Here is a 16,615-nt window from a genome sequence, read left to right on the forward strand (position 1 = left end):
CAATATCAATGAAACCTAAAATTAGCTTCCGGCAGCGTATTCTTTTTTAAGAAAGCTTCATATTCCGGAGATAGCTGGGCACGGCCAAAAGTATTTTCACCGCTCATGCTTCCCAAACGTACTTTATCCTTTCCGAATTTCCGGTTCATGGCATCCATCGCCTTCATTACAGGAAGATGTTGATTTTGTGTATCTTCTTCAAAAAGGCTGATCTGTCTCTGATCTTCAGGAACAAAGTCATTTACCATCACCCCTGCCCTTTTATAATGAAATCCGTCTCTGTAAACGGCTTCAAAAAGCTCATTGACGACCCTTCCAATCAATATAGATGAATTGGTTGGATTGGGAAGAATTTGGGTCATAGCATTTCTGTATTCAGGAAGGTCCTTTCTAAAACGATTTGTTTGTACGAAAACAGTAATCATTTTACAGCAGGTATTTTGCTTTCTCAATCTTTCTGAACAGTACATTCCAAAGGTTTCTACGCGTTCCCTAACGGATTCTTTATCGGTAAGCATTTGCATAAAGCTTCTGGTAACAGCAATTGATTTTTTAGGAGATGGAGCATCCAGTTCCAATTGACGAATTCCTCTTAATTCATGAATCATCCTTACCCCATGAATTCCCATAATTTTCCGAACCCACATTTCAGGTTTCTGAAGAAGGTCCCAGGCTTTATAAACACCATTATCATTCATTTTAGCAGCCAGCTTTCTCCCTATTCCCCAAACGTCTCCTATATTCAGCCATTTCAATGCCTTCTCTATTTTCTCAGGAGTATCCATAATATAAACTCCCTTACATTGCTCCGGAAATTCTTTCACAATTCTGTTAGCCACTTTACATAAGGTTTTACTGGGTGCAATTCCTATACTGACAGGAATATTTTCTTTCTCCTGAATTTCTGTTTTGATTTTAGAACAATACTCGTGAATGTCAATATATTTAAAGCCTGTAAGATCTAGAAAAAGCTCGTCTATACTATAAATTTCATACTCTAAAACATAAGAACGGGCTATATTGATTACCTGTTGACTCTTGTAATTGTACAGTTCAAATTTTGCAGAAAAGCTTTTTACATCGTGCTGCTTGAAGAGCTCTTTATATTTGAATGCAGGAGCTGCCATAGGAATTCCGAGATCCTTTGCCTCCTTACTTCGAGACACTACACATCCATCGTTGTTGGAAAGAACAACAACAGGTTTGCCTTCAAGATCAGGATCCAGGGTCCTTTCGCAGGAAACAAAAAAGTTATTACAATCTACCAGCGCATACATGATGTAACGTGAATTATTTATACAAAATTATTCTTTTTCAAGAATAAAATCACTTTTAAATTACGAATTAACATCATATTTAACACATTGAAAAACAAATAAATATTATTTTTTAACACGACATATTTTGTCGCATTAAAGATTTAATTTTGTTTTCAAAAATATCCATTTTAAATCATTCTTAACCTTTCCTCTTCCAAATCAAGCTGATAAAGCTGATGACGAATAATCTCTTCATTGATTGAAACATCTTTATTGAGCTCTGAAAGATACTGTCTCTGGCTTTCCAGTATTTCAAGGAAAATAACTTTGTTTTTTTCACTCATCCATTCTGCGTCATTTGCTTTATTTTTTTCTTCCCAGTGTTTTAACATGCGTTCCAAACCGGCGTGGCTTTGGAGCTCATTTTCATGCTTATTTTTAAGAAAATGATATACATGCTGCCTTAGTTTCAGTTTTATTTCCTGACGGACTTCCTCCTCTTTTTCTTCATCAATAAAATCATCAAATACATGCCCGAATCTTATAATGTATGGCAACGTGAGCCCTTGCACAAGGAGCGTAAGCAATATCACAACAAAGGTGATAAACAAAATGAGATTTCTATTGGGGAAAGGAGCCCCGTTAATACTGATAGGAATCGCCAGTGCTGCCGCCAACGACACCACGCCCCTCATCCCAGTCCACCCTAAGATGAGAGGCATCATCAGACGCCTTCTGTTGGAGGAAGGTCTGGGAGCTACTCCAGGCCGAAAAATAATTGTAGCAATCATTGCGGCATAGGAACTGATAATTCTTGCAGCGATAAGAATACCTGTAACCAGTACTCCATAATTAATTGCTGTATTTAAAGGGATTCCCTCTGAACGCAACCCTCCTACAATTTCGGGAAGTTCCAAACCTATGATTAAAAATACAATTCCATTCAGAATAAATACAAAGCTCTCCCAAACGCTGTATCCTCTGATCCTGCTTGTACTGCTTAAAAAAATTAATCGTTTACTCGACATATACAAACCACCACACACCACAGCCAGCACTCCGGAACTATGAAACTGTTCAGCTAACCAATACATAAGATAGGGTTCGATAAGCGTTAAAGCAATATCCGAAGATGCATCTGTTGGCAAACGTTTATGAATTTGCACAAAAATCCAGGCCAGTAGTAATCCGAGGCCTGCCCCACCGACGATCATCCATAAAAAAGTAAGAGAGGCCTCCTGCCATACAAACTGCCCTGTACCAATAGCAATTAATGCAAAACGGAAAATAATCAACGAAGATGCATCATTTAATAAACTTTCTCCTTCCAGAATAGCAGAGGTTGTTTTAGGAATTCTCACAAATTTCATGATAGCTCCAGTACTTACCGCATCAGGAGGGGAGACTATTCCTCCCAGCAAGAAACCTAATGCAATGCTAAATCCGGGAATAAAATAATTGGAAACAACAGCAACGGATAAAGCCGTAAAAAATACGACCAGAAATGCAAAGCTTCCGATAATTCGCCACCATCTTCTCATTTCTTTAAAGGAAATAGACCATGAGGCTTCAAATAATAAAGGAGGCAAGAAAATAAAAAAGATGAGATCAGGATTAATTTTTACGGTAGGAAGACCGGGTACCAAACTAACAAGTAATCCAAACACGACCAATAAAATAGGATAGGCTATTTTTAATTTTGTAGCCCACATATTTAATAGTACAATAGCGGCTATCATAGCCAAAAAGAAAGGTAAGACGGTATGCATTATGTTGTGTTTTTTGATTTATACTCTTCATTTATTTTTTCAAATCAATGAAAGGAGTTTATTATACAAATATACAGTCAATTAAAATTTTGAATATTATTTTTATGATCTTATCCAAACTTAATTCACAACCTTGTAAAAACAATAAAATAACTAAGATTATAAAAAATATTGGTGTAAAAATTTATTAAAACACGTCAGTTTTTGTCGCTTCCCACTCCTACTTTTGCCTCAAACGATATAGATTTATGGATAAAGTAACATTAGAGAGAATTCAGAAACTTCACCCATTTGTAAGAGATGAAGTAAAGCAAATGATTAAAGAATGTGATGAAGCGCTTACCGGCAGAGCTAAGATAAGAATTACCCAAGGATTAAGATCTTTTGAAGAACAGGAAAAGCTTTATGCCATCGGAAGAATAACATCCGGAAAAAAGGTAACGAATGCCAAAGCAGGTCAGAGTATCCACAATTATGGTCTTGCTGTAGATATCTGCCTGATGATCGACGGAAAAACGGCCAGTTGGGACACTGTAAAAGATTGGGATAATGATAAGGTTGCAGACTGGTATGAATGTGTAAAAATCTTTGCAAAACATGGCTGGGATTGGGGTGGAAACTGGAAAACTTTTAAAGATCTTCCCCACTTTGAAAAAAAGACAATTCCATCGAAGAAAGGACCTGTAAAAACCAGTTGGAGAAAGCTTTTGAAGATGTCTAGAGATCAACAAAATTATGTTGTTTTTTAATTTTTTTTCTTTAAAATTAATTTAAATACGTCAAGTTCTGTCGCTTCCCCGCCCTACCTTTGTTTTACAAGAAAGCCACTACAAGCAACAAGATCTGAACATGGAGTTTCACTGTTTTTCTGACCCCAAATTACCAATTCCACAAGATCATATTGTAATGTATTCTTAAAAAAATAATTAACAAAATAACATGAAAAAGACAACCATTCTTTCTTTGGACGGAGGCGGAATAAGGGGAATTATTACCTGTATTATTCTGCGTTACATAGAAGAACAGCTCCAGTATTATGATAAACCAAGTGCTAAGCTTGGGGATTATTTTGATCTGGTGGCTGGCAGCAGCACAGGAGGACTGATTGCTTCTATTATTCTATGTCCTGATGAAGTCCGTAAAGCAAAATATTCTATCCAAAAGGGATTGGAATTATATGCTGAAAAGGGCGGTGATATCTTCCAGGTTTCCTTTTGGGAAAAGCTGGTTAATCCATTTGGATTATTGAATGAAAGAATTTCTCAGGAAGCTCTTGAAAAAAACCTGAATGACTTTTTTGGAAATTTAGAATTAAAGGAATTAATAAAGCCATGTTTAATAACAAGTTATGATATAGAGAACAGAAGAGCGAAACTTTTCAATTCCTGTGAAGCTCATCTCAGTACAGATAATTTTTATGTAAAAGATGTTTGCAGGGCAACATCCGCAGCACCTACCTATTTCAGCCCGGTACAGATCAAATCAATGTATGGCCAAATCTTCAGCCTGATTGACGGCGGTATGTTTGCGAATAATCCTGCTCTTTGTGCTTATGCAGAGGCTAGAAAAATTCCCTTTGCAGAAGTTTTGAAAAATCATCAGAAAGCCAATCATCCCGGAGTAAATGATATGATTATCATATCTATCGGAACCGGAATTGAAGCGAGGCCTTATTCTTTTCATAAACTCGAAAAGGCTGGAAAAATTGGCTGGGTAAATCCCATTATTGATATTTTAATGTCTGCCAATGCAGAAACCGTAGATTATCAGCTTTCTCAAATGTTCCAGACCTTGGGGCTGAGAAACCAGAAAAACTATTACCGTTTGAATCCCTCATTGAAAAACGCTTCTCCAGCCATGGATAACGTAAGACGGTCTAATATTGAAAACCTGATACAAGCCGGACTAAGCTATATTGATGATAACAGAGAAGTCCTGAACCAGATTGTCCAAAAGCTCATCAGAAACAAAATATAAGCTTAAAAGCTTATATTGAACTTAAATAAGCTTTTAAGCTTATATTAAAATTCTCACTGAATTAAAACACTTGACCTTGTCAGTTTATAATATTTATCAAAAATGAAATAAAAATGAAAAGAAATTATAACACGACAAGTTTTGACGCTTGAGTCAACTATCTTTAAATAAATAAAATAACCAAGGAAACCAAAGCTAAATAAGCTCATTCCAAACTTACATTATCCCTATTATTTTTAATAATCTTCAGTTAATCAAATACTGAACAGGATATCTATTGCCCAATATTGAATATTAGTCTGCTAGCACTACTATATATTATTAACCAATTAATAACCTTAAAAATTTTTAGAATTATGGCAAATTTAGTACAAGAATTAAACAGTTTAGATTTCAGTGTTTACATCGGAGGACCTATGCAGGCAGCGATCAAGGCTCAGCATGACGCATCCATGTCGCAAGTAAATTTCATTAAAGAAGTTGGCTTTGAAGAAGGAGCACCAGAAGGAGGCGCTAAAAAACTTAAGTATGTGGATTTTATCTATACAAAGTCAGTTCCCAGCACAGCTGAAAACAATGACAGCGTAGTAAAATCAGAAGTAAAATTAAGTGTCCCATTGCTTTGTATGCTGACAATTCCGGCTTTAAGAATTGATGAAATGACTATTGATTTTAATGCCAAACTTAATTCTGTGGAAACTCAGAATATTGCTAGTGAATTCCAGGGAAGCGCTTCTATCAGCGCTAAATTCTGGAAAGTTAAATTCAATGCTTCAGCTTCTTATAAGAAAACCAACTCAAGTACCTCAACTACGGAAAAAACATATACGTTGGGCGTACATGTAAAAGCTGTAAATGACGAATTACCTGCAGGGCTTTCAAAAATTATGGATATGTTAGAAGATGCTATTGTTGCTTCCGCAGCACCGGTAACTACTACTTAATTATTTTCAGGATGGTTGCTCCGGCAGCCATCCTTTTAAAAAGTCTTTATCAATTAAAAAAAAACTTATCATGCCAAAATTGAATGAATATTTAGGAGGTATTGTCTCTGAAATTGCAGCAGCCAGAAAAATGACAGACTTACAGACTGTACAAATTGCAAAAGAATATGCTAAAGATGATTTATTGAAACATTTTTCCATTCCAAGAATGAAAGTGGGGACGGTAGACCTTACTATTCCTTTTGCTACAGCAGGAAGCTCCCCTATCTTGCTTTTCAGAGATTTTTCTTATGAAGAAATTACCAAAGTTGCCTCAACGGATTATAATCCTTCTGACACAAAAAATGATCAGAGTTTAAGAAATTTTTTAGCCAATCAGGAGCTTAGTTATAATGATTATATAACGAAGATCAAAGCTGAAAACAAACCAACCCTTACCGATACTCAAATACAGTATTTTGACCCTATTTCAAAATATACAGTAGAATACTGTCGTTCCCTTCCCAATTTTACATGGAAGAATACAGATCCCCAGTTTTTACAGCAAAGCCTTTTCAACAGGATTGTTTTGGAAGCCAGAAGAGTTATTGAAAAGATAGATAACCGGGAGATTATTGTAGAGGCAAGCAAATTGATGCAACTGGATGCCAAATGCCTGATTTTCGCTAAAATGAGTGTGAGTGAAGCAGGAATGGAGTGGTCGAGATATGAGGATATCAATGGAAATATTATAGAAACGCTTATCCCTGAATAATAGAATGAAAAAGTCACAGTTTATTTTAGTTTCCCAGTTAAAGGATCAGCTGCTAGAATTTCCAGCTATTGTTTCTTCGTTGGAGAAAAAAGATCCTTTTTTTGTTGAGAAAATGCTTTCATGGCTGAAGTCTGTAGAGAATATTCTTTCTACGAACACCATTAGTGAAGTTTCGGAAATAGCCGGTTTCAGAAGTAAGATCCTGGCAGGTAAAATCAGTGATGAAAGAAGTTTTAATGCTAAAAAAAACCAGCTCAAGGTTACCGCAAATCTTCTTCACGATGCACAAAACTGTGTGCTTAATGTGTTACTGCCTCATGAAACAAAAATGAATGAATGCAGAGATATCACCAAGCAAATCCTGGCTTTAGCAGCACAAACAACAAACCCGCTTTATACTTCAGAAATAACATTTGAAGATTTTGTACAGAAAGTCTGGTCCCATATCCTTTCTGATAATGATTTAAAATTAGGAGGCATCAAACTCAAATCAATGCTTTCTGAAATGGATATCATTATGCTTATTGCTGATGAAATAGATATTAACGATTTTTCTTAAAAACTAAAATAACTCAAAATTCTTTTGAGTTATTTTTTTATACGTCAAGTTTTGACGCCACCCTCGATTACCTTTGAAATATAAACAAGAGCACAAAAACAATTAATAAAAAACTTTAAAAAGCCTTTGAATTCAATATTGATCTATGCTGAGCAGCCTAAAATATGTTCAAAACACAACCAACACCAAATCACAATACAAAACATGGAAACATCCAATCACAATACAGATATACTCTTCGATGAAGATCTCTACACCGTGGAATGGAGTGACATCGAAAATGCAGAGATGGATTATGAAAACTATCTCAATGACATTGAAAATTTCTTCAGACAAGATTTTGATGAAGATATCCTTGAAGAAGATCCCTTTTAAATAAAAATATGACAAGTTCTGATGCTGTCCGCCATTACTCTCTATCATGCGCCCAGCAGTCTCATTAAACATTCTCAACACCTTTGAATCATCATTCACAAAATGTTGGACAGCCAGAACGATGTCTGAAAATATAACACACCTGTGGAAATTCGGCCTACGACCACATAAAACAAGGCCTAAGATCCTGAAGCGATCTTGTAAAGCTTCAAATTAATATTTATTCTGAAAATAAATATTAGAATATTGAATAAGCCACAGGGTTTCTGTGGCTTATTATTTTTCAAACTTCATCACAAAAAAAATAAAACACGACACGTTTTGTCGCATTAAGCCCATATATTTGTGGTACAAAATTTTACCATGAAGAAAGATTTTTATCTGACAAGATATGCCTTAATTATTAAAAGACTAGAAAGTTCTCCGGCTACCTATTCCCAGTTGGAAGACTATCTATTAAATTCTTTTGAATTCCAGGATGCCGGGATCAAAAGTTATTCTATCCGTACCTTGCAGAGAGATATTCGTGAGATTTCCGACCTTTTCAACCTTTCCATTCACAATAAGAAAAAAGGCGACAACCGGTATTATATTGAAAGCCGCCCCATCATGGAAGTGGATGAGTATAACCAAAAACTTTTGGAATCTTTCCAGGTAAGCAACGCCCTGAATCTTCACCCTGATTTTTCAAATTTTATTTTCTTTGAAAGCCGTAAACCAACCGGCATAGAGCATTTTTATGATTTGTTCTTTGCCATCCGTAACAAAAGAGTGGTCACTTTTGAACATTACAATTACAAAAATAAACTGATGACTTCCCGAAAGGTCCATCCTTTGGCTTTAAAAGAATCCAAAGACAGATGGTATCTTATTGCGATTGACACTAAGGATAAAATTTTAAAATCGTTTGGACTAGACAGAATCAATTATCTGGATGTGGCTAAAAATCAGTTCAGAGAAAAGTATAAATATAACTTCAGAGAGCATTTTAAAAATGCTTTTGGAGTGATGAATCTGGCAGAACAAAAGCCGCAGAATATTGTATTAAAATGCAGCCGCCATCAGGGAGAATACATTAGAAGCTTCCCGCTTCACCAGTCACAAAAAGAGACTAAAGAAACTCCGGAAGAGATCTATTTTGAGTTTTTCCTTCATCCTACTTATGATTTCATGCAGGAGATTTTATCCTATGGAAAAGAAGTCACCGTGCTAGAACCGAAAGGTTTAGTTGACGATATCCGCAACCATCTTCAGGAATCCCTAAATCGCTATCTTGAAAGTTAACAGATCGTAAACTAATCTCATATTTTTTAGTTATATTTACATAAATATCCCTATTGAGAACTTTATTCATTTGCATATTTTGTATGATTTCTTCATTTTGTTTATCTCAGCAAAAAGAGGAATTCCGGTTGGTAAAAAATTATTACAACCAGCACAGAGGTATGCTGAATACTGAATTCAAGAAAAAATTTGATGCAGAATCCAATGTTCTTAAAAAGGATGCGATCAAAGGAGATTTCCTTTTTTTTATGAAAAAAATGGATAGCATTGAAAACACTGCTTTAATTGGGGCACTGTTGAGGGTAAGAAATATTGAAGATCTTCAGACTTTAAAAACAACAAAAGGAATCTCTCAGGATTTTACCGATAAATCTGCGAATGTAGAAAAGATGGCAGATTATCCCGGAGGCATCAATACCCTAAGACAAGAGGTTGCAGATCTTCTGTATGTAGATGGTGTGAATTCCGATTCCAAAACAGTAAAAACAGATGTTATATTTATTGTGGAAAAAGATGGAAGCGTCAGTAATGTTCATGCTCAGGGTGATAATTTCACGTTCAACAGACAAGCTGAAATTGCCCTCTACTCTATTTCTGAAAAATTTTCTCCCGCAATGGTAAAGGGTGATCCGGCAAGATTCCGTTTCAGGATTCCTTTAACTTTAACGATGGTTGACTAAATTAGATGTTTACAGACGAATATTATATGAAAATGGCCCTGCAGGAAGCAGCGGCTGCTTTGGAACAGGATGAAGTTCCTATCGGATGTGTGGTTGTTTCCAACAACCGTGTTATTGCAAGAGCACACAACCTCACTGAAACATTAAACGACGTTACTGCTCATGCAGAAATGCAGGCTATCACCTCAGCCGCTAATTTCTTAGGAGGTAAATATCTAAAGGATTGTACTCTTTATGTTACCATGGAGCCATGTGTCATGTGCTCAGGAGCCTTATCATGGTCACAGATTTCCAAAGTAGTTATTGGTGCCAGAGATAAACAGAGGGGTTTTATCAATAAACATCTTTCTCTACATCCAAAAACAGAAGTCATTACAGGGATTATGGAAAATGAGTGCTCTGTCATTGTTAAAGATTTTTTTAAAAGCAAAAGATAACTTTCTTTTTTGTCACCGCATATTGAAAAACAAGATACAAGTAATCAAATAATTACCTACATTTGATCTACATTCAAATTAAAACAATATGAAAAAGTTAACCAGAAAAGAAACAGCTAAAATCAATGGTGGAATCGCACCGGGACAATGCTTTTACACTGATCCTAATACAGGCAAGAGAAAACTTGGATGCCAATTAGGACCCATTCCAGACTGTTGTGGAGGATGGATTTATCCAAATCCTGAATACGCATGCCAGCCATGTACAGTTACTGATCTTTAAAAATGAATAAAGACAATTAAACTAATTCCATTTACCTTCAAATTAAAACAACATGAAAAAATTAGCAAGAAAAGAAACGGCCAAAATTAATGGTGGAATCCGCCCTGATCAATGTTTTTATATTGATGACAATGGGGTAAGAAAAATCGGATGCAGAACTCAACCTTTTTTTAATGAGGATAGTGGCACATGGATCTATCCATTGAAAGAATGTGATTCATGTACAGGAGATCTCTAAAAAGGCCCTTTTGAAAACCATAAAAAAATCAGAGAATATAATGTTCTCTGATTTTTGTTTTTATAAGGTCGTATCCCAATTAATCTTTGAAGATAGAATACATCGCAAGGTCAAAATATTCGTCGTCTTTTTTGGCATGTTGTTTTAAAAGAGCCTCCTGCTCCATTCCTATTTTTTCCATGATTTTTCCGGAAGCAGGATTGTGAAGGAAATGAGTAGCATAAATCTTATTAAAACCTAAGTCATTAAAGCCGAAATCTACTATAGCCCTCGCTGCTTCTGTAACATATCCTTTATTCCAGTAGGGAATTCCTATCCAATACCCCAGCTCAGCCTTATCATCATCTCTGTCATGAAGTCCAATAGCACCTATAAGTTCCTCTTCTTTATTTCTAATTCCAAACGTAAAACCAGTCTTACCTTCAAAAGCCTCTTTGGACATTTTCACCCAAAGCTGAGCATCATTTTCCGTATAAGGATAAGGAATATTAGAAGTGAGATCTGAATAAATTCTATGTTTAAGGAACTCAACAATAAAAGGGATATCCTTCTCATCCAATTGAGAGAGAATCAGCCTTTCAGTTTCTATTCTTGGAAATTCTTTTAATTTTTTCATTTTATTCATGGTTATATTGAAATAAAAGTTGAGGTTTAGCCCAACATCTATGGATGATATCTACAGATCTTTACCAAGGAAATAAAGTCCTTTCAAGGTATGGAGTCTATCCATTACATGGATTTTATCCGTTAATGGCTTATACACATGAGAAACGCCACCTGTAGCCACCACAAAACAATCATCATTCACCTCATCATTGATACGGTTAATAAACCCTTCTACCATTCCCAGGAAACCGTATACCATTCCACTTTGCATGCAGGTTACCGTATCTAATCCCAATACTGATTTAGGCTTTTTAAGTTCAATATCCGGAAGCTGAGCAGTCTGGTTAATTAAAGAATTTAAGGATGTTACAATTCCAGGAGCAATAATTACGCCCAACGTTTCACCCGTTTCAGCCACACAGCTTGCTGTAAGTGCCGTTCCAAAATCAATCACGATCTTTTTCCTGTTCGGGTAAAGGTTATGAGCCGCTACAAGATTGGCATAAATATCCGTTCCCATCTGCTTAGACTTCGCCTGCACTCCTGATGGCGTTGTACGATCAACAATTACCGGAGTGACTCCGTGGATCTTCTTGATTCCCGAACTCATCACTTTGGTAAGCTGAGGGACTACTGATCCTATAATTACTTTCTCTATTTCTTTTGGGTCAACTTTATACGTCTGATAAAGCATCAGCATCTGTACATAAAGCTCGTCTGCTGTTCTGTAAGGTTTTGTATTGATTACCCATGAAATATCACAATTATCACCATTAAAAAGGCCGAATCTGATATTGCTGTTCCCTACGTTAATTACAATTGAATTCATTTATATTTAAACAGGCTATGATTTGAAAAAATTTGAGTTCCAAATTTATAAAAAAATAAAAGGAGTATTTACAAATACTCCTTTTATCTCTATGTTGATCTTTTTATTTCACCTCTACTATATTATCCGCCATATTCACATCTGCAAGTCTCTGGCTGAAATCAATTCCCAATACTGACAATTGAGATTTTGTATAAGGGATTGTGATGGTATATTCTTTCTGAGTCCAAGGCCAGTAAGGCATTGTCTTGAATTCACCATAAGCATCTTTTTCTTTCCACGTATGCGTCATATTCAATGGAATCTGATAAGTTACAATTTTCTTATCCGTAGTCATTACACTGAAATCAATTGGCATCGGAACCTGACCGTTATTGATAAGGATAACTGTAGTAGATTTTGCATCATACTTTACCTCCTTAATTCCGTAATCGATCGTTTTGGTAGTATTGATCCAATAATTTTGGAACCATTTTAAATCCATTCCTGAAACCTTTTGAGCAATATGAAGGAAATCTCTGTCTGACGGGTGTTTCATACTCCATTGGTCATAATATTGTTTTAAAGTTTCTGCAAGATTCTGCTCTCCCATAATATATCCTAACTGTACCAGGTACAATTCTCCTTTTACGTAAGAAGCATACGTGTAAGAAGTTCCGTTATCATGGTGATCTCCTAACCAAACCGCAGGTTCTTCAATTCCTTTTTTAACAAAGTTTCTGTACGCGTTCAAAGTGTTGGCAAACGGATTCGGAAGCTCTTCCGGAAATAGCTGGTACATGGTATATCCTTCTGCATAACTGGTAAAACCTTCATCCATCCAAGGACGTACAGATTCGTTAGTCGCAAGCATTTGCTGATACCAAGAGTGAGAACCTTCGTGAGCCATTAGTCCCATCAGTCCTTTGATATCTTTAGCCTCACCAAGAATCATGGTACACATTCCGTACTCCATTCCACCGTCACCTCCTTGAATAAAGGCATAAGTTGGATACACATATTTCCCAAAATGAGAATTCATGATCTGGAAATACTTGGTAATATAGGGTTGTGCTTCTCCCCAAACCTTAGTTTTATCATTTTTCTGATAGACTAAATATACTTTTGGACCTTCCGGAACATTAAAGCTTTCCACAGAATAATCTCTGTCTGCACTCCATGCAAAATCAAGGATGTTTTTCGCCGTCCATTTCCAGGTTACTTTTTTATCTTTTTCTGTTTTGATCTTTGCAGCAGCATCATATCCTTTTACTTCTGTTGGGTTTTCAAGAATTCCTCCAGCTCCTACTACATAGTCTTTATTAATTTTAATCGTAACATCAAAATCTGAAAACGGTGCATGGAATTCTCTTCCCAGGTAATCAAAAGTTGCCCAGCCATCATAATCGTACTCAGCAATCTTCGGATACCATTGTGTCATAGTCATATCCACCCCCTCTCTATTGTTTCTTCCACTTCTTCTGATCTGCTGAGGAATTACAGCATCCCAATCCATGGTAAAAGTTGTTGTAGAGTTTGGTTGAATAGGCTCCGCCAGATATACTTTCATAATGGTTTCCTGAGCTTCAAATTTCAGATCCTTACCATTTTGTTTGATCCAGTGAATATTTTGAGCTCCTTCCTGATCTTTTGGAATGGAAGACAGTGTTGAGATTCCATTTTTCTGCAACCTTCCGTCACCATTTTTCCCTTGGGAAGACACTCTCTGATCCATCATGGAATTAGGCTTGAAAGCATTCCAGTACAAGTGAAAATACACCACATTCAGCTCATCCGGTGAGTTATTGGTGTATTCTAAGGTTTGTTTTCCCTGATAGGTAAATTTTTCAGCATTGACATCAATATCCATCTTGTACTTCGCAGCCTGCTGATAATAAGCTCCTTGCTGAGCCTGAAATTGTGAAATGATAAACGCAAAAATGATTGCAGCCGATTTTCTCATTTAAAATTTTATTTTTTCTAAAGGTAGGTAATTAAAATAAAACCCTCAAACGTGGAGTTACAAGAGGGTTTTGTCTGTTTTAGATGATTTTCTACTGGTCTTGTTAAATGAAAAGTAAAATTATTTTTTCAATCATAGATTATACAGATTTTCATAGATAATTAGGAGTATTATTTTGGACTTTACTCCGTGTATTGTTCTTTCAACAGTTTTTTTATGAGACTAATCTGTCCCAAATGATAGTAAGCATGTTCAATCATACCGTCTATATTTCTCTGATATGATCCATATTTTTCATCTACAAATGTTTCATTAAGCTTTGAATCCGGCATTTTTTCCAATAGTTCAGCAAATTTTTCAGAATCCAACCAGAGTTTATTTAAAAGATTTTCCCATTGTTCCTGAGATTCAATGGGCGCAAGATCAAAGCTGTATTTATCTTTTATTTCCAGGTCTCCTCCTTCAAAAACATGGACAAGTCCAGCTATATAATAATCAATATGAAAAGTGAGCATGGCAATCGTATTTAGAGAACCAACCTTTATTATAGCATGCTCCCATGTAATATCAGAGAGCTGATTCTTAAAATTGGTATTGGCAATCCAGAGACCATCAAGCAACACTTCTCTAAATCTTTTAGCTAATTGTAATACTGAACTCATGATCAATATGTTTTTCTAAAGATAAGTAATTAAAATATTGATTTTTAATCTCTCGCAGATTTTGCAGATAACGCAGATTTCCATTAGCCTTGTCAAGGTTTAAAACCTTGACAAGGCTCTCTTTAAAACAAAAAAACCTCAACTGTAAAAACAGCTGAGGTTTATATTATTATTAGAAATTACAATTATTTCTTAGCAGAAACTTCTTTCTTTCCGCTTCTTAGGATTTTTTCAAGGATTCTTAAAGTAATCAGATAGGTTGGTTTTACTCCTGTAAGCCCTAAACCTCCTGAAGATAATGTACTTCCTGTTTCCAACGGATTATCCGAAGCATAATATGCATAGCAAACAAACAGATCCGGTGAAATGTGATGTCTGATTTTAGAAGCAACCTGAATCGCTTTCTGATAGTGAGCACCTTCCATTTCAAGACCAATTGCTCTCCATGAAGTATTCATAAAGTATGAAAGAATATCTTTATTCTGAAGAGAGGTTCCTAAAACGGTAATCATCGGTCCTTCAAAAGCCTTCAGTTCATCGTCTTTAAAATCATCAAGCTTCAATGCATTTTCAAAAGGATAATTATCTGCGGTTCCTTCAAAAATGTGAGAAGTCGGAATCATAATATCTCCTTTCTCTCCGGTAAGAATTCCCGCTTTCCCCATAATAGAAACAGATTTCACATGCATCATGTACACTTCTCCTTTATGTTCATAAGGCTTCAATAATTCATCCATTACCTCAAAAGCCTGTTCTCCGAAAGCATAGTCAAATACCATTACCACATCGTCTCCTCCAAACTTACAGTCAGCAAACGGAGTATTCTTCAGATTCATCTTACTAAGATCAATAATCTGTACATCAATATTACTTCCGCTTTTATCTGCAATATGAATCATTCCTTCATCTAAAGCATACTTCAATACCTTATCACGAAGTTCTTTCTTGTTGGAAATTTCTTCATACAGTTTATAGTCAACCTCGTCTTGATGCTTCTTTTTAAGAGCTTCATTCGCATACAGCATATTTTTCACTGAATGCATATTCGCTGAAATGATATGCAATGGGCGTGTATGAAGATTATTTTCAAATAAGACCTCCTTCACTTTATTAGCCCATTTCTCACCAAAATAGTGATGCCCTACTCTTTCCTTTAATATAGCACTAAAATGAATTTCTCTTTCTCTGGATCCTTTTGCATCTTCAAGACTTACTTTTCCTAAGTTATAGATGATTTTAAATAAACGGTCAGGATTATTATCATCTCCAAAAGTATTGTAAGCTCTTAATGTTTCATCAAAAGATCTTCCTATTAAAGAAGAAAGGTGAATCAATGCCACTTCTTTTTCTTTTCTGCTGAATTTCTTTTCCCCTTTCACTACTTCTTCAATAATTTTGAAGGCACGTGTTGGTTTCCAGTTTTCATCCTGAATGAAAGCCAGGTTACGGATTTTATCAGCTTCTATAAATAAGAATGTAAGGTGGGTAAGAATGTCATAAATTTCGGAACGGCCCAAAAGAACCTCAATATTCATCTGGTGTTCGTCTATTCTATAACAGTTTCTTCTTCTTTTCTTTGGAACAATAGGTTCGAAACTTCCTTTATCAAACCCTTCATCAGATGTAAGATGAATAAAAGCACACTCCTCAATCCCTTCCGGAAGCCTGTCTAAAACATACATCAAACCGTCCAACTCCAATTTGCTTGGAATATTCATGGTTCCATAAATTTCTGGATTGATGGTTTTCAACAAACTTCTGATACTTTCTCCTGAAACACCCCCTGGCTTGAAAAATCCTCTATAGAATAAATGTCTCATAGAGATATATAATCTTTCAATAGCCTCTGTTGTTTCTCTTGCTCTAGAATTTGTCATAAAATAAATTTCACACAAATATACGAAATCTTTGTCCATTTTATTTTAACTATCTTTTAATAAGTGGCTTAAATTCGCATAGGATTGGAGAATGTATCATGTAAAATGTATTTATAGTCCACCACCCTTTCTAAACACCC

18 protein-coding genes are annotated in these 16,615 nt (G+C 35.7%); 11 read left to right on the forward strand and 7 right to left on the reverse strand.

Features of this window, described 5'->3' with window-relative positions:
• Positions 1 to 5: 5 nt before the first annotated feature.
• Complete coding sequence (locus EG344_RS10345) at positions 6 to 1,277, reverse strand: Y-family DNA polymerase (protein ID WP_123909363.1); 1,272 nt, start codon at positions 1,275 to 1,277, stop codon at positions 6 to 8.
• Positions 1,278 to 1,447: 170 nt separating this feature from the next.
• The gene (locus EG344_RS10350) at positions 1,448 to 3,028 is read right to left on the reverse strand and encodes a Na+/H+ antiporter (protein WP_123909364.1); all 1,581 of its coding nucleotides are present in this window, start codon (positions 3,026 to 3,028) and stop codon (positions 1,448 to 1,450) included.
• A gap of 248 nt (positions 3,029 to 3,276) precedes the next feature.
• On the opposite strand from EG344_RS10350, the gene EG344_RS10355 reads away from it, so the two are divergent.
• From EG344_RS10355 to EG344_RS10400, 11 genes are all read left to right on the forward strand, one after another.
• Complete coding sequence (locus EG344_RS10355; RefSeq protein ID WP_123909365.1) at positions 3,277 to 3,777, forward strand: M15 family metallopeptidase; 501 nt, start codon at positions 3,277 to 3,279, stop codon at positions 3,775 to 3,777.
• Positions 3,778 to 3,967: 190 nt separating this feature from the next.
• Positions 3,968 to 5,005 (forward strand): patatin-like phospholipase family protein, encoded by a 1,038-nt coding sequence (locus tag EG344_RS10360; RefSeq protein WP_123909366.1) that lies wholly within the window; start codon positions 3,968 to 3,970, stop codon positions 5,003 to 5,005.
• A 356-nt stretch (positions 5,006 to 5,361) separates the two neighbouring features.
• A complete protein-coding gene (locus EG344_RS10365; RefSeq protein ID WP_123909367.1) occupies positions 5,362 to 5,949 on the forward strand; it encodes a DUF2589 domain-containing protein in 588 nt (195 codons plus the stop codon).
• Positions 5,950 to 6,019: 70 nt separating this feature from the next.
• Positions 6,020 to 6,703: a hypothetical protein gene (locus tag EG344_RS10370; protein WP_123909368.1), complete on the forward strand. Its 684-nt coding sequence runs from the start codon at positions 6,020 to 6,022 to the stop codon at positions 6,701 to 6,703.
• Positions 6,704 to 6,707: 4 nt separating this feature from the next.
• Positions 6,708 to 7,262 carry a hypothetical protein gene (locus EG344_RS10375; RefSeq protein ID WP_123909369.1) on the forward strand — a complete coding sequence of 185 codons (555 nt, stop codon included), beginning with the start codon at positions 6,708 to 6,710 and terminating at the stop codon, positions 7,260 to 7,262.
• A 204-nt stretch (positions 7,263 to 7,466) separates the two neighbouring features.
• Positions 7,467 to 7,637, forward strand: coding sequence for a hypothetical protein (locus EG344_RS23895; RefSeq protein ID WP_164464419.1), 171 nt, complete (start codon positions 7,467 to 7,469; stop codon positions 7,635 to 7,637).
• A gap of 363 nt (positions 7,638 to 8,000) precedes the next feature.
• On the forward strand, positions 8,001 to 8,921 hold the full coding sequence (locus tag EG344_RS10380) for a helix-turn-helix transcriptional regulator (RefSeq protein WP_123909370.1): 921 nt from the start codon (positions 8,001 to 8,003) through the stop codon (positions 8,919 to 8,921).
• An 83-nt stretch (positions 8,922 to 9,004) separates the two neighbouring features.
• Positions 9,005 to 9,601 carry a hypothetical protein gene (locus EG344_RS10385; RefSeq protein WP_228412903.1) on the forward strand — a complete coding sequence of 199 codons (597 nt, stop codon included), beginning with the start codon at positions 9,005 to 9,007 and terminating at the stop codon, positions 9,599 to 9,601.
• A 5-nt stretch (positions 9,602 to 9,606) separates the two neighbouring features.
• Positions 9,607 to 10,038 (forward strand): nucleoside deaminase, encoded by a 432-nt coding sequence (locus EG344_RS10390; protein ID WP_123909371.1) that lies wholly within the window; start codon positions 9,607 to 9,609, stop codon positions 10,036 to 10,038.
• A gap of 88 nt (positions 10,039 to 10,126) precedes the next feature.
• Positions 10,127 to 10,321, forward strand: a complete 195-nt coding sequence (locus tag EG344_RS10395; protein ID WP_123858595.1) for a hypothetical protein — start codon at positions 10,127 to 10,129, stop codon at positions 10,319 to 10,321.
• Between the two features lie 52 nt (positions 10,322 to 10,373).
• Positions 10,374 to 10,559: a hypothetical protein gene (locus tag EG344_RS10400; RefSeq protein WP_123858594.1), complete on the forward strand. Its 186-nt coding sequence runs from the start codon at positions 10,374 to 10,376 to the stop codon at positions 10,557 to 10,559.
• 79 nt (positions 10,560 to 10,638) lie between these two features.
• Here the strand turns inward: EG344_RS10400 and EG344_RS10405 are convergent, their stop codons facing one another.
• The 5 genes from EG344_RS10405 to EG344_RS10425 form a co-directional block, all read right to left on the reverse strand.
• Positions 10,639 to 11,175 (reverse strand): GNAT family N-acetyltransferase, encoded by a 537-nt coding sequence (locus EG344_RS10405; RefSeq protein ID WP_123909372.1) that lies wholly within the window; start codon positions 11,173 to 11,175, stop codon positions 10,639 to 10,641.
• 60 nt (positions 11,176 to 11,235) lie between these two features.
• Positions 11,236 to 11,994, reverse strand: coding sequence for a type III pantothenate kinase (locus EG344_RS10410; protein ID WP_123909373.1), 759 nt, complete (start codon positions 11,992 to 11,994; stop codon positions 11,236 to 11,238).
• 103 nt (positions 11,995 to 12,097) lie between these two features.
• Entirely contained in the window at positions 12,098 to 13,936 is a 1,839-nt protein-coding gene (locus tag EG344_RS10415) for a M1 family metallopeptidase (protein WP_123909374.1), read from the reverse strand.
• 182 nt (positions 13,937 to 14,118) lie between these two features.
• Positions 14,119 to 14,598 (reverse strand): DUF1572 domain-containing protein, encoded by a 480-nt coding sequence (locus tag EG344_RS10420; RefSeq protein WP_123909375.1) that lies wholly within the window; start codon positions 14,596 to 14,598, stop codon positions 14,119 to 14,121.
• Between the two features lie 185 nt (positions 14,599 to 14,783).
• Positions 14,784 to 16,475: a DUF6909 family protein gene (locus EG344_RS10425; protein WP_123909376.1), complete on the reverse strand. Its 1,692-nt coding sequence runs from the start codon at positions 16,473 to 16,475 to the stop codon at positions 14,784 to 14,786.
• Positions 16,476 to 16,615: the final 140 nt, after the last annotated feature.

The organism is Chryseobacterium sp. G0162 (assembly GCF_003815715.1).
In the GTDB taxonomy this organism is placed as follows: Bacteria; Bacteroidota; Bacteroidia; order Flavobacteriales; family Weeksellaceae; genus Chryseobacterium.

What these genes read in the sequence shown, in the direction of transcription:
- EG344_RS10380 (WP_123909370.1), top strand. Translation starts at nt 8,001, where the DNA reads ATGAAGAAAGATTTTTATCTGACAAGATATGCCTTAATTATTAAAAGA.
- EG344_RS10370 (WP_123909368.1), top strand. Translation starts at nt 6,020, where the DNA reads ATGCCAAAATTGAATGAATATTTAGGAGGTATTGTCTCTGAAATTGCA.
- EG344_RS23895 (WP_164464419.1), top strand. Translation starts at nt 7,467, where the DNA reads ATGGAAACATCCAATCACAATACAGATATACTCTTCGATGAAGATCTC.
- EG344_RS10410 (WP_123909373.1), bottom strand. Translation starts at nt 11,994, where the DNA reads ATGAATTCAATTGTAATTAACGTAGGGAACAGCAATATCAGATTCGGC.
- EG344_RS10400 (WP_123858594.1), top strand. Translation starts at nt 10,374, where the DNA reads ATGAAAAAATTAGCAAGAAAAGAAACGGCCAAAATTAATGGTGGAATC.
- EG344_RS10360 (WP_123909366.1), top strand. Translation starts at nt 3,968, where the DNA reads ATGAAAAAGACAACCATTCTTTCTTTGGACGGAGGCGGAATAAGGGGA.
- EG344_RS10420 (WP_123909375.1), bottom strand. Translation starts at nt 14,598, where the DNA reads ATGAGTTCAGTATTACAATTAGCTAAAAGATTTAGAGAAGTGTTGCTT.
- EG344_RS10425 (WP_123909376.1), bottom strand. Translation starts at nt 16,475, where the DNA reads ATGACAAATTCTAGAGCAAGAGAAACAACAGAGGCTATTGAAAGATTA.
- EG344_RS10390 (WP_123909371.1), top strand. Translation starts at nt 9,607, where the DNA reads ATGTTTACAGACGAATATTATATGAAAATGGCCCTGCAGGAAGCAGCG.
- EG344_RS10355 (WP_123909365.1), top strand. Translation starts at nt 3,277, where the DNA reads ATGGATAAAGTAACATTAGAGAGAATTCAGAAACTTCACCCATTTGTA.
- EG344_RS10350 (WP_123909364.1), bottom strand. Translation starts at nt 3,028, where the DNA reads ATGCATACCGTCTTACCTTTCTTTTTGGCTATGATAGCCGCTATTGTA.
- EG344_RS10395 (WP_123858595.1), top strand. Translation starts at nt 10,127, where the DNA reads ATGAAAAAGTTAACCAGAAAAGAAACAGCTAAAATCAATGGTGGAATC.
- EG344_RS10345 (WP_123909363.1), bottom strand. Translation starts at nt 1,277, where the DNA reads ATGTATGCGCTGGTAGATTGTAATAACTTTTTTGTTTCCTGCGAAAGG.
- EG344_RS10375 (WP_123909369.1), top strand. Translation starts at nt 6,708, where the DNA reads ATGAAAAAGTCACAGTTTATTTTAGTTTCCCAGTTAAAGGATCAGCTG.
- EG344_RS10415 (WP_123909374.1), bottom strand. Translation starts at nt 13,936, where the DNA reads ATGAGAAAATCGGCTGCAATCATTTTTGCGTTTATCATTTCACAATTT.
- EG344_RS10365 (WP_123909367.1), top strand. Translation starts at nt 5,362, where the DNA reads ATGGCAAATTTAGTACAAGAATTAAACAGTTTAGATTTCAGTGTTTAC.
- EG344_RS10405 (WP_123909372.1), bottom strand. Translation starts at nt 11,175, where the DNA reads ATGAAAAAATTAAAAGAATTTCCAAGAATAGAAACTGAAAGGCTGATT.
- EG344_RS10385 (WP_228412903.1), top strand. Translation starts at nt 9,005, where the DNA reads ATGATTTCTTCATTTTGTTTATCTCAGCAAAAAGAGGAATTCCGGTTG.